The 12360-nt window shown below is 36.4% G+C and carries 12 protein-coding genes and 2 pseudogenes; 12 read left to right on the forward strand and 2 right to left on the reverse strand.

Translation table 11 applies throughout. The annotated features are described in order from the left end of the window. Positions 1-5 precede the first annotated feature (5 nt). The 7 genes from ACQV2S_RS03925 to ACQV2S_RS03955 all read left to right on the forward strand — a co-directional run bounded on the left by ACQV2S_RS03925 (position 6) and on the right by ACQV2S_RS03955 (position 5713). Positions 6-995: an MsnO8 family LLM class oxidoreductase gene (locus tag ACQV2S_RS03925; protein WP_428873371.1), complete on the forward strand. Its 990-nt coding sequence runs from the start codon at positions 6-8 to the stop codon at positions 993-995. An 85-nt stretch (positions 996-1080) separates the two neighbouring features. Then, positions 1081-1344: a YkvA family protein gene (locus ACQV2S_RS03930; protein ID WP_428873370.1), complete on the forward strand. Its 264-nt coding sequence runs from the start codon at positions 1081-1083 to the stop codon at positions 1342-1344. Positions 1345-1472: 128 nt separating this feature from the next. After that, positions 1473-2264, forward strand: coding sequence for a Cof-type HAD-IIB family hydrolase (locus tag ACQV2S_RS03935; RefSeq protein ID WP_428885050.1), 792 nt, complete (start codon positions 1473-1475; stop codon positions 2262-2264). Positions 2265-2275: 11 nt separating this feature from the next. Beyond that, positions 2276-3355 carry a M42 family metallopeptidase gene (locus ACQV2S_RS03940; RefSeq protein WP_428873368.1) on the forward strand — a complete coding sequence of 360 codons (1080 nt, stop codon included), beginning with the start codon at positions 2276-2278 and terminating at the stop codon, positions 3353-3355. Between the two features lie 157 nt (positions 3356-3512). Beyond that, positions 3513-5021, forward strand: a complete 1509-nt coding sequence (locus tag ACQV2S_RS03945; protein WP_428873366.1) for a DUF1846 domain-containing protein — start codon at positions 3513-3515, stop codon at positions 5019-5021. A 122-nt stretch (positions 5022-5143) separates the two neighbouring features. Continuing rightward, entirely contained in the window at positions 5144-5293 is a 150-nt protein-coding gene (locus ACQV2S_RS03950; RefSeq protein WP_428885051.1) for a hypothetical protein, read from the forward strand. A 69-nt stretch (positions 5294-5362) separates the two neighbouring features. Beyond that, positions 5363-5713 carry a hypothetical protein gene (locus ACQV2S_RS03955; RefSeq protein WP_428873365.1) on the forward strand — a complete coding sequence of 117 codons (351 nt, stop codon included), beginning with the start codon at positions 5363-5365 and terminating at the stop codon, positions 5711-5713. A gap of 75 nt (positions 5714-5788) precedes the next feature. On the opposite strand, the gene ACQV2S_RS03960 is transcribed toward ACQV2S_RS03955, so the two are convergent. Beyond that, positions 5789-7129 carry an MATE family efflux transporter gene (locus ACQV2S_RS03960; RefSeq protein ID WP_428873364.1) on the reverse strand — a complete coding sequence of 447 codons (1341 nt, stop codon included), beginning with the start codon at positions 7127-7129 and terminating at the stop codon, positions 5789-5791. Positions 7130-7290: 161 nt separating this feature from the next. Between ACQV2S_RS03960 and ACQV2S_RS03965 the strand changes: the two genes are divergently transcribed. The 5 genes and pseudogenes from ACQV2S_RS03965 to ACQV2S_RS03985 all read left to right on the forward strand — a co-directional run bounded on the left by ACQV2S_RS03965 (position 7291) and on the right by ACQV2S_RS03985 (position 10716). Continuing rightward, positions 7291-8478 carry a M20 family metallopeptidase gene (locus tag ACQV2S_RS03965; RefSeq protein ID WP_428873363.1) on the forward strand — a complete coding sequence of 396 codons (1188 nt, stop codon included), beginning with the start codon at positions 7291-7293 and terminating at the stop codon, positions 8476-8478. 62 nt (positions 8479-8540) lie between these two features. Beyond that, positions 8541-9092, forward strand: a pseudogene (locus ACQV2S_RS03970) (2-keto-3-deoxygluconate permease). Between the two features lie 79 nt (positions 9093-9171). Then, a pseudogene (locus tag ACQV2S_RS03975) lies at positions 9172-9420 on the forward strand (2-keto-3-deoxygluconate permease); the annotation flags it as partial. 92 nt (positions 9421-9512) lie between these two features. Beyond that, positions 9513-10382 (forward strand): radical SAM protein, encoded by an 870-nt coding sequence (locus tag ACQV2S_RS03980; protein WP_428875251.1) that lies wholly within the window; start codon positions 9513-9515, stop codon positions 10380-10382. A 124-nt stretch (positions 10383-10506) separates the two neighbouring features. Then, positions 10507-10716, forward strand: a complete 210-nt coding sequence (locus ACQV2S_RS03985) for a hypothetical protein (RefSeq protein ID WP_428873361.1) — start codon at positions 10507-10509, stop codon at positions 10714-10716. Between the two features lie 294 nt (positions 10717-11010). On the opposite strand, the gene ACQV2S_RS03990 is transcribed toward ACQV2S_RS03985, so the two are convergent. Next, on the reverse strand, positions 11011-12204 hold the full coding sequence (locus ACQV2S_RS03990; protein WP_428876432.1) for a coenzyme F420-0:L-glutamate ligase: 1194 nt from the start codon (positions 12202-12204) through the stop codon (positions 11011-11013). Positions 12205-12360 lie beyond the last annotated feature (156 nt).

The following is a 12360-nucleotide window of genomic DNA, read 5'->3' on the forward strand; positions in this document are numbered from 1 at the left end:
TTAAAATGAAATTAGGAATTCATGATTTATTACCTTTAAATGAAGGAGAGTCCACTCAAACCAGATATGAAAAGACCATTGAAATGGTTAAAGAATTGGAAGCTATGGGGTATGATCGCTACTGGGCTTCAGAGCATCATGGTAGGTCTAACCTGGCTAGTTCTGCTCCAGAAATTTTATTGGCCTATTTAGCAGCAGTTACCAAACAAATTCGCCTTGGGACAGGTGGAACAATGATTGTAAACTATTCCCCCTTAAAAGTTGCTGAAACTTTTAAGACTCTAACTTTATTAGCACCCGATCGGATTGATTTTGGTATTGGAAGGGCGCCAGGAACGGATTACAATGGTATGATGGCTCTTTCTCAAGGAAATTCGATTGATTTTGACCATTTATATGACAAAGCTCAAGTCATATTAGATTATATGACAGATACTATTCCCAAAGGATTTTACGGCCTGACTCAAGCCATTCCAGTTAAAACCCGGACTATTGCTCAACCTTGGATGTTAGGGTCATCTGGACAATCCGCTATCAAAGCCGGTCAAATGGGATTGGGATATTCTTTTGCAAAATTCTTTGGAGTAGAAACGGAAACTTCTGTATTTAAAGCTTATCGCGATCATTTTCAACCCAGTGAATTTTTCCAAGAACCCAAAGTGATGGTTTCTTATAAAATTATTTTAGCTGATTCAAAAGAAGAAGCAGATTATTGGGCAAGACCTTCCGAAATTACTCATATTCGTAAAAATAATTTAGCGTTAATGTCTTCTGAACGTGCTCAAGCCATCGATTTAAGTTTAGAAGAACAAGCTATGCTAGACGAAAAATATCAAAGAAGATTTATCCTAAAAGGTACACCAGAACAAGTTGGAGAGATTCTACATGAAGAAATTGATCGCTTAGGCATCGATGAATTAATGGCTTATATGCCCATACCTGATCAAAGAGCACGTCTACATTCTTATAAACTACTGGCTGAACTTTTTAAATAAAGTCAGACTCTAGTTGGATTAAAGTATAACAACAATCATTTAGAATGTAATTGTAGAGTCGTAGTCAACCGAAAGAAGTGATTAAATGAAAAAGAAACCGATTAAATTAACTTTAGTCGAAAAGTTTCCACTCTTTATAACATCCTTATTCAAGAGAGAAACACCCATCTTAGCTAGAGTTCTAATTTTTGCAACTTTTTTATATGTCTTACTACCAACCGATTTGCTGCCCGATTTTTTAGGTCCTTTAGGCTTTATGGATGACGCTTTATTACTTCCTTTAATGGTTAACAGTGTGGTCAAACGTTTGCCTGAACATATGCTTCAGCAAGCAATTAAAGCCAATTAATACTATGAATTCGCCAAGTTCACTTCAAATTAAGTGAACTTGGCTTTTTGCTTATAATTTATTTTATATAATATTTGGGGTATACTAAATCAGGTAATGATAACAAATTATGTAAGTAAGGAGAAACTATGTTTAAATTATTTCTATCCGATTTAGATGATACACTTTTGGATCATAATAAGAAGTGGAGTCCCAATTTTGAACAATTTAGAGCCACTTTGGCTGAAAAAGATGTCGCTTTCACATTAGCAACTGGTCGCTCAGCTAAGGCTGTGCAACCCATTATTGATGAATTAGATTTAAAGCTTCCTTATGCGACCTCTAATGGCGCTAATATTATGCTAGAAGGACAAGTAATTCAGTCCTTTAGCTTTCCTATTGGACCTTTACGTCCTTTAATCGAAGTGGCTTTAAGCATGGGACTAACGGTTGTTTATGTTGTGAATGGGGAAGAGTTTGCTTTAGAGGATACTGAGTTTATTCGACATGAATTGAAAAACAACTTTACTGAACAAATCATTCGCCCAATTAAGCCAGAAGATTGGGCTAGCATGGAAGTGGATAAATTCTTAATCGTCGATGACCATCCACAAACAGCTTTGTCTCGACTCCATGCTTTAGTTAATAATCTTAAACCAGAGTATCGCTATCTTACTTATTCAGATTGGGCGATGGATATTGTAGCAGCGAATGTTAGTAAAGGGAGAGCCTTGCATTGGATCGCTGATTATCTAGGAATTACTAGCGATCAGGTTATAGCTGCTGGTGATAACCACAATGATATTGACTTATTAAAAGAAGCAGGGCGTAGTATTGCTGCTTTCAATGCTTTAGACGAAGTTAAACGAACAGCCATGATTACAGCTAAGAAAAAATATGGTGATGGGATTATTGAAGAAGTACTCAAAATATTAGAATAGGAGAGAATAAAGTGAACTATCAACACCTAATTCGTGATTTAGTAAACGCTAAAGGGGCGCCTGGCTTTGAAGATGAAGTCTTAGAGGTCCTTAATAAGTATAAGGGAGCTTATAGTCTACAAATCGACAACCTTAAGAATGCTTATTATAACCTTGATCAACTAGACCCTTTAAAACCCACCTTGATGTTAGACTCCCACACTGATGAAGTAGCCTTTATGGTTAAAGCAATTGATAAGAGCGGTTTAATCCACTTACAGCCTCTAGGTGGTTGGCTAGCAGAACACGTTTCGGCCCAACATTATTTAGTCCGTGATAGTCAAGGCCATTACCACCCAGGTATTTCAACTTCTAAACCAATTCATTTTATGACTGCAGAAGAAAGAGCCAAAAAGATAACCTTATTTGATTTAAAAATTGATGTTGGGGCAAGTAGTCGTCAAGAAGTGATTGAAGATTTTAAAATTACAATCGGGCAACCGATTGTGCCTGCTACAAAATTTGCTTTTAATGAGCGCAATCAAGTAATGTTTGGCAAGGGATTTGATAATCGAATCGGTGTGGCCGTTTCGGTGGCTATAATGAATGAGATGAAAGATCATCTTAAAGATCTACCTTTTAATCTTGTCGCTGCCTTTGCTGCCCAAGAAGAAGTGGGAATGCGTGGAGCAGTCATTACTAGTAAACGTGTGAATCCCCAAATGGCCTTAGTTTTTGAAGGGACCCCTTCGGATGACTTTACTGCCGATGAATACTTGGAACAAGCTCGCTTAGGAATGGGACCTCAATTACGTTACCGGGATAACTCTTATATTGCCAACGAATGGTTACTCAATCGCATTCAGCAACTAGCTACTGAAAAAAATATTCCCTTACAACATGCGGTAAGAGAAGGTGGTTCAACCAATGCTGGGTCTATTCACCTTTCTAACAAAGGAGTTCCTGTAGCTACTTTAGGTACTCCGACGCGTTATGCGCATACTAATTATTGCTTCTGCTCTTATAAAGACTTCGAAAATACTGTGGACCTGAGCCTAGCATTCGTTAAGAACTTAACAGCAGAAGACTTTAACCACTTTGAATTAAAGTAAAAGAATACAATGGATTCAGTAATTAGCAGACTTTTTCATGTAAAACTGAACGTTAAAAAGAAAAAAAGTCTTTATTAACTCATTTAATAAAGAAAATCTTTAGTCCCACCAAAAGTTTTGATAAAATAATTCGTATGTGATGAAAGGGGTTGGGAGGATGCAAAAATTAGGTTTCGATAACGATAAATATCTCAAAGAACAATCGAAATATATCTTTGAGCGACTTGAGAATATTGATAAACTCTATTTAGAATTTGGCGGTAAATTAATCGGTGATAAGCATGCTAAGCGGGTACTACCAGGTTATGACGAGGACGTCAAATTAACGCTCTTAACCAAGCTTAAAGATCGTGCTGAGATTATTATCTGTATCTATGCCGAAGATATTGAACATCATAAAATGCGGGGCGATTATGGTATTACTTATGACCAAGAAGTGTTGCGGCTAATTGATGAATACCAAGCGTTAGACATTCAAGTAAACAGTGTTCTATTAACTAGATATAAAGGACAAAAAAATGCCACTGTCTTCAAGAAAAACATTGAAAACAGAGGAGTTAAAGTTTACCTACATGAGAGTATTAATGGCTATCCAACTGATCTGGAAGTTGTCTTTTCGGAAAATGGTTTTGCTAAAAATCCATACATTGAAACTAGTCAACCTTTGATTATTGTAACTGGTCCAGGGGCTGGATCGGGCAAGCTAGCAACTTGCTTGAACCAACTTTATCATGAACATCAAAAGGGAATTAAGGCTTCATATGCTAAGTTTGAAACTTTCCCAGTTTGGAACTTACCACTAAAACATCCAATTAATGTGGCTTATGAGGCCGCAACAGTTGATTTAAATGATATTAATGTTCTTGATTCTTATCATTTAGATGCCTATAACGAAATGGCGGTCAATTATAATCGCGACATGCAGATGTTCCCAGTTATTCGTCGGATTTTAGCTAATACGAGTTCACCCAATTTAATCTACCAATCCCCAACGGATATGGGAGTTAATCGGATTAAATCGGGAATTACCGATGAAGAAGTTGTTAAAGAAGCGGCCCAGCAAGAAATTATTCGCCGCTATTTCCAAGTAGAACAAGATTATAAAGTCGGCATTGTGGATGAAGAGGTTCGTTCGAAAATGCACTTGTTAATGGAAGAAAGTGGGTTAACAGCTGAAGATCGTCTTCCAGTGGTTAAGGCTCAAGCTTATGCTCAATCGGTTAAGGAACGTTTTTCGCAGGAAGAGATTCCGGCAGTCATTGCTATTCAATTAAGCGATGGACAAATGATTACTGGCAGACGAACCGAATTAATGGATGCACCGGGGGCAGCGATTATGAATGCTCTAAAGACCTTGGCAGGTATTTCAGACCAAATCGACCTCTTAGCTCCCATGATTTTACAAACCATTCAAAATCTTAAAGCTAACAAGTTGCAAAGTAAGCATCCCATTTTAACTTTAAATGAATTACTAATTGCTCTAGCAATTTCAGCAGTGACAAACCCAACGGCTCAAGCAGCCTATCAAGCCTTATCTAAATTAAGTGGTGCTCAAGCGCATTCTAGCATCATCCTATCACAAGATACTAAAAACCAATTACAAAACTTGGGGATTGATATTACTTGTGATGCCGTTTTTGTTTCGGGTTCATTAAAAGGTAATTAAGCCCAGATGACACTCAATCCAAACTTCTACTTATTGAAGTCTCAGTAGGTAGAAGTTTTTAATTAATAGTTTAAACTAGTTTTAATACTTTATATTTACGATAATAATTTAGAAGGAAAAAGATGAAGAAATTCACAGATTCTATTCGCTTAAGACACGGTGCACAATTAGCTAACCGGATTGTTCAACCCCCTATGATGTCTTTTTGGGGGGTTAAAAAGGGGGTTCCAGCCAAGAAACCTTGGAGGATTACCAAAGAAGGGTGCAATTAGCCGCTTTGCTGATGCCTATTTAGCTGGTTTAAAAGAACTAGCTAAAAAGTAAAGTCTAAAGGCAACAAAGTGATTATACAAATCCACCATTCCGGTTACCAAGCTCATCAAAGAGCCAGCGAAGGTTTAACAGTATATGGTCCGTCAGCTGTGGATTTAGATTTCCTAGATCATGAAACTGTGCCCTTAACTATCCAACAAATTGTTTTATTAGGAGGCGTATTGGATGCTAACGCTGCTCAAAGAGCCTTGAATTATACGGATTTAGTGGCTATTGGACGTGCTACGTTCATCGAACCGGACTTCGCCTTAAAAATAAGTCAAGGATTCGTATATTACAAAAGATATTTTGACCGATCTGGCTTGATCGACTGGTCGATACGAGGTTTTTGCTTCACTTCATTCAACACCACCTCCTAGAGCTGGAATGCAAGAAATATTAGAAGAACTTCATTAATTATAAAAGACTGCCGTTTATGAGCGGCAGTCTTTATTTTATGAGATTTGATGAATCCATTTTTTGGATTTTACTCTAAATAGGCCAATCACTAATTTGGTAATTTCTTCCGTGGCCGCTAACATTACAACCCATTGAATAGAAAAGTTAAGCACAGCCGCTCCTAGAAAAGCTAAGGGAACGCCTACTAACCATACAGATCCCATTTCTAAGAAAAGGGAATACTTCGTATCGCCTCCACCTCTTAGAACACCTACAATCAGAATGGAGTTAATAGCTTTTAAAATGAAGATAAAGCCCATATAATTTAGTAAAGTCTTACAAAGTTCATAGACTTCTGGTGTTAAATTGGGAAACAACTGTAAACTAATTGAAGGGGTGACGGATAAGAAAAGACCTACAAATAAGGCAATGACTCCGCCCATTTTAAGAAAACGGATGGCATGAGGATAAACAACATCCATAACGCCGCGCCCAATCGTATTTCCTAACATAATCGTACAAGCATTGGATAGACCACGTATTAAAACAAAGGCTAAGTTCTGGATGGCAAAAACAACTTGAATGGCAGCTGTTTCTTTAGTACCAACCATGGCGTAAGCCACACTATATAATACTTGACCGAGTCCCCAAAAGGTTTCATTAACAATGACAGGAAAGGTGATGCGCAAAAAGTTTTGAATAAAATCTCCCTTAAAATTAAACATCTCTTTAATCGAACCATTAAGCGGACAATCATAGCGACTGACTGTGTAAAAGATAACCAATAATTCCATTAATCGAGCAATGATTGTTCCCACTGCTGCTCCCACTACCCCTAATTCTGGGAAGCCAAACTTACCAAAAATAAAGGCATAATTGAAAAAAGCATTGAAAACAAAACCAACTATAGCGGCTGTTAATGGCGAACGAGGGTTTCCAGTTGAGCGAAGAGCCACACTGTTCACGAAGCTGACGCCAGTTAAGGCATACGACCAAGCAACAACCCTTAAATATTTAGACCCTTCTGCAATGACAGCAGGATCATCAATCATTAAGCCTAATATTCTTTCTGGTATTAGCCATGCCAACAAAGTGAAAAGACAAGCTACTACAAAGGTAATTAAGCACGAAAAAGCATTAACCTTTTGTAATTTAGCAAGATCACCTCGACCATGGTATTGAGCAATCATTACTGAAGCTCCCGTGGCTGTACCAAAACAAATCATAGTGAAAAAAAAGAAGACTTGATTGGCCAAGCCGACTCCTGCGATTGATTCCGGTCCCAGTGATGAGATCATCATGGTATCTAAAGTATTTAGAAACGAAACGATTAAACTTTGCAAAGAAATCGGAATCGCAATGGCTAACATTTTACGATAAAAATCTTGATTATTCATAGGACACCTCACTTTAAACTGTCCTTTCATTATACCTAATTCTAAGAAAAAAGCTGTAAGAATTTGATGAGAATTTTTTTGTCTTAATTATATATCACCCTATGTGTATGTCTTTACTTTTTAATTAAAGTAGATATGATGGAGTAGAGGAGGCGTTTGCTATGACACTATTAGAGCAATTAATTTCTAAAATCGAAAATAAAGAAGAACGCATAATTGAAATCCGCCGTTATTTACATCAACATCCAGAGTTATCCTTTCAAGAAAAAGAAACTTCTAAATATATTAAAAACTTCTATAAAGACCTTGATATAGATCATATCGAAACGGACTTAGGAGGACAATATGGCCATGTTATTACAATTAAAGGGGGGCAAGAGGGACCTACAATCGCTTTAAGGGCAGATTTTGATGCATTACCTATTACGGAAGAGGTAGATTTGCCATTTAAATCTAAAAATAATGGGGTAATGCACGCTTGTGGTCATGACGGCCATACCGCTTATATGCTGATTTTAGCCGAGTCTCTAATTGAATTAAAAGACCAAATTAAAGGTACAATTAAAATCCTTCATCAACCAGCTGAAGAAGTTCCACCAGGAGGAGCTAAAGCAATGATTAAAGCTGGAGCCTTAGAAAATGTAGACTACATTTTTGGTGCTCATGTGATGAGTCAGTTTAAACTCGGAACCGTTTATACGCATGAAGGAAATACCCAAACTGCCCGAGCTTATTTTAAATTAACCATTAAGGGTAAAAGTGGACATGGTTCGGCTCCACATGATGCAAACGATGCAATTGTAGCTGCTTCGTCTTTCGTCATGAATGCTCAAACGGTAGTTAGTCGTCGAGTAAATCCATTTGATATGGGCGTTTTATCAATTGGTTCATTCGATGGTAAAGGTCAATTTAATATTATTCGAGATAAGGTAGTTCTAGAAGGTGATGTTCGCTCAATGTCGGAAGAAACAGCTAAGACTATTCAAGATATGGTAACACAATTAGCCAAAGGTTTAGAAGAGAGTTTCCAAGTAGAAACAGAATTAGAGTATAAGCCAGACTATCCTGTATTATATAATGATCCTGCAGTTACTAAGAGGGTTACATCAGCACTTGAAAGTCTAAATATCTCTGATATTAAGGCTGTTGAAGATAGTGGACCTATTTCTCCTTCGGAAGATTTCTCTTATTATCTTAAAGAAGTTCCTGGTTGTTTCTTCTATATTGGTGCCAATGAAGATCCAGAAAATAGTTACCCTCATCATCATCCAAAGTTTGAAATCGATGAAAAATCATTAAAAATTTCGGCAATATCAATGGCTGCAGTCGTTGATGAGTTTGTAGGTTAAAAAGGATTACAGTGGATAAAAAATACCTGCTAGAACTTTCCTCCTTCCCTTACTAATTTCTTCTGTATTTTCACACTTTCTGGCCTGATTTGTCCTATATTGTTAGAATGACTGAGGCTATACTAAGTAAAAACTCAATTGCTTTTATTTTGGCTGCCATCACTTTTTGTTTGGGAACGATGATTAATACAAAAAGTTTGATGAAAGTTATTCAACGAGAAGGGGGCCTTTCTCTTGTTAAAGCTAATTATCAATCATTATTGGGGGGGTTGATATTAAAGGTATTTGGAGATGAAGGTTTCTTAGGTATTAGTCTTTTAGCGCTTATTCTTGCAGTATGTTCAGCCAATCTAACCATCTTCTTACCCTTAGTTACTGATTATGCCCAAGAAGAAAATAAGATTGGCTTTAACTTTATAGTCTTTTTTAGAATACCAACTTTTCCATTAATCGTCTATTCGCTTGGAAAAGCTGATAGCTCTGGCTTTAATTAGATGCCTTTGCTATCAACTCTTATTCCCCTAGTAGTAGGAATTATTATTGGAAATATCGATAAAAAGGCAGTAAAACTTTTTTCGCCAGCTATCGGATTATTCCTGCCTTTATTAGGATGAGGAATCGGTCAGGCTATGAACATTGTCGATAGTTTGCATTTTGGATTAATCGGTGGGATGAGTTGTATTCTTCTATTTAGTAAGCTCACCACTATTTTTAGTAGACAAGTATTTACTTAAAAATGATGGTGTAATGGGCATGTCCTTCAATGCTAAGCTAGAAAGTTCTGCTTCATTTCCCACTTTAATCGCTCAAAGCTATCCTAGTGTAGAACCTTACGTAACACAAGCATCTGCACAAATTCTAACAGGGCTTATTCCCACATTTTTAACATCATTCTTAGTAGCAAAATTCACCAAAAAGCTTCTTAATGCTTTCTGTGGTTGAAACCGATACAAGTTCAATCATATAATTAAGCTAACCATAATTTGGGGTTAGCTTTTTATATATAAACTATTCAAATAGGAGCGATTAAGACTATGAACCAACTTTATTTAAAAATGGTCAATTTCATAACCAATCAGCTAAAAGGCCAAAAAATATCTATTCATCACCCAGCTATTAAAAATGATCAAAAGGCATTCGATTCAAATAAACCGTTTAATGTACAAGAATCTATTATAAATAAGAAAGAATTAAAAAGTAAAAAAGGTGAAGAAACAAAAGAGATAGTGATTATTAATCAAAATATATTAGATGTAGATATAGAGAGTTTAATTAATATAATCCCTGCAATTAAAAAAGATCTTTCTAATGCAAAAACTTTAAAAGGTATTACTAGCTCACAAAGTATTTTAGATTCTTCAGAAGAAGATTTATTGAAGTTAAGACTTCACGGTTTAGACCAACTTTATCTTTTAATTGAAACAGGATCAGATCAAACATTAAACTTTTACAATAAACATCTAACTATTCATCAAGAAAAAATCGCTTTAAAAAAATTGAAAAAAGTAGGCATTAACTATTCTATAGTGACTGTTATAGGAGCTGGTGGAAATGGTTTATCTGATAGACATGCCATTGAAACTGCCAAACTTATTAACCATGTCGATGCAGAAGAACTTATTTTATTGACAATCGATGCAGAAGACTTATCTAGTTTAAAAGAGGAAGAGAGAGAAGGCTTTGTAATTTTGACGCCTCGTGAAAGTTTAGAGGAAGAATTAATGCTACTGAATCATATTAATACAAATATCAAAATAAATGGAAATCACTCCTCAAATACAATTTCATTAAGTGGGAAGTTCCCTCAAGATAAAGAAGAAATTATCAGTCAACTGGAAGACAAGCTTTACAATTGGGAAGAAGAAAATAAAAAGAGCTTTAGGGACTTTTTGAAAATATTTTAAGCATCTAAAAGTTATAGAGATTAATTAATGCAACTTTTTTGCTAAAAAAGACAAGCGAATTTATATTTAGTAATGTAGGAGAGAGTATATTTATACAATCATATCGCATCAAGTAGACTTCACCTTGTGCAGTCATTTTCTAAGTAGTAAATATTTTGACTCTTTAGATAAGTATGACCGTATAACAATCTCGCAAGTAGCCCAAATAGATAATACTTTTTATGAAAGTTTAGCTAAGATTGGCTTTAAACAAATTGCCTATTTATTAAATATGGCAGGTGGTGGCATCATTAATTCCAATGACTGGATCAAAGTTTTAGATGAAAACCATTGAGCCGGAGCTGGTCTGGATAGCTCTGAGGGTGAAGGCCCTTATGCAGGCAATGGCTTTAAAAATCAAAAAATTTCAGATGAAACCTTCCTTCAAATATTAAATCACCCTAAAATCATTTCCTCACCACACAGTGCTCTTTATACCGACCAAGCCGCAAAAAACTTAGTAGAAGGTGAGCTTAATACCATTTTAGATGTTTTGAAAACAAGAACAACAGCCTACCTCGTGAATTAATCTAAAAAAACTCTGTTAAACACTCAGGTGCTTAACAGAGTTTTTATTTAAAGGGTAAAATTATTGATCAGAAAACTTATCGAAGTAACCTTTGATATAGATGAAAGGTGTTCCTTTATCACCTGAGCCAGAAGTTAAATCAGATAAAGAACCTAATAGGTCTGTTAGTTGACGCGGGGTAGTTCCGATTCTTTCTGCTTGGTCTTGGCTAGCCTCCGCATGGCCTGCAATATAATCTGAAATAGCTGTTTGTAAATCTTGACCTTCAAGATCTTTAAATTTGCCATCTGCTAAATACTTTAGCTTTACTTCATTAGGTGTTCCTTCTAACCCACTGGTGTATGCAGGGGATACTATCGGATCGGCTAATTCCCAAATTTGACTTTGAGGATCTTTAAAAGCGCCGTCACCGTAAATCATAACTTCGATTGTTTTACCAGTTAAATCTTTAATTAAAGACTGGACCTCACTGACAAAGGCTTCACCATTAATAGGGAAGAGTTTTACGATTTCATCAGAAGATAGGTTTGCACCTAACAATCCAAATTCTGGATTCGAACCACTACCGTCGACTGGCTGATTCATAATCTCATCCAGTCGGAGTACTTTTGAAGCACCAGCTTGTAATAGGCGTTTTTGAGTACGATTGCGTGTATGAAGATCTGCTGTAATTATGGTGTCTGTGTAATCTAGGACAGCTTTTGGTTGGTTAGCTAAAATAATCGTGCAAGCAGCTCCTTCAGCTTCGATGGTTTCTCGGTAAAGACTTAAATAATCAACACCTGTGAAGGGGTGCTTCATATCGGCAAATATTTTTTTTATTTCTGCTTCTGTGAAGACATCTGTCCATGGATTAATACCAGCATCATCCAAATCTTCAATTAACATAAGCGGATTTCCCACTTCATCGGACGGATAACTCAATTGAACGATCACTTCATCGGCTGCACGAGCAATCGCTTTAAGGGTTGATTGAAAACGGTTACGACTTGTAATAGGGAAGACAACTCCTATTTTTTTGGCTTGCAATTTATCCTGAATGTCCTTTGCAATTTGATCAAGGGTCACGTAATTACCTTGGGCACGCGCTAAAATGGATTCCGTAATCGCAAGAACATCTCGATCCTCTATCTTGTACTGAGCTTCCTTAGAAGATTCTAATAAAGTCTCCACAACAATCTTGACTAAGTCGTCTCCTTCATGGACAACTGGTGCTCTTAACCCTCTTACTACGGTACCTACTGTTCTTTTCATAATCAAATTCCTTTCTCTCATTGAGATAAATTAATCGACCAACAATGTATAAATGAAAAAAACGACGGAAGACCGCCATCACCCATTTACTAAAATAGTCTATCATAGAGTCTTCTTTGGAGAAAGATTTATATGATTTTTTACAAGAAATTTAAG

It is taken from the genome of Facklamia sp. P13064 (assembly GCF_050409425.1).
Taxonomy (GTDB): Bacteria; Bacillota; Bacilli; order Lactobacillales; family Aerococcaceae; genus Facklamia.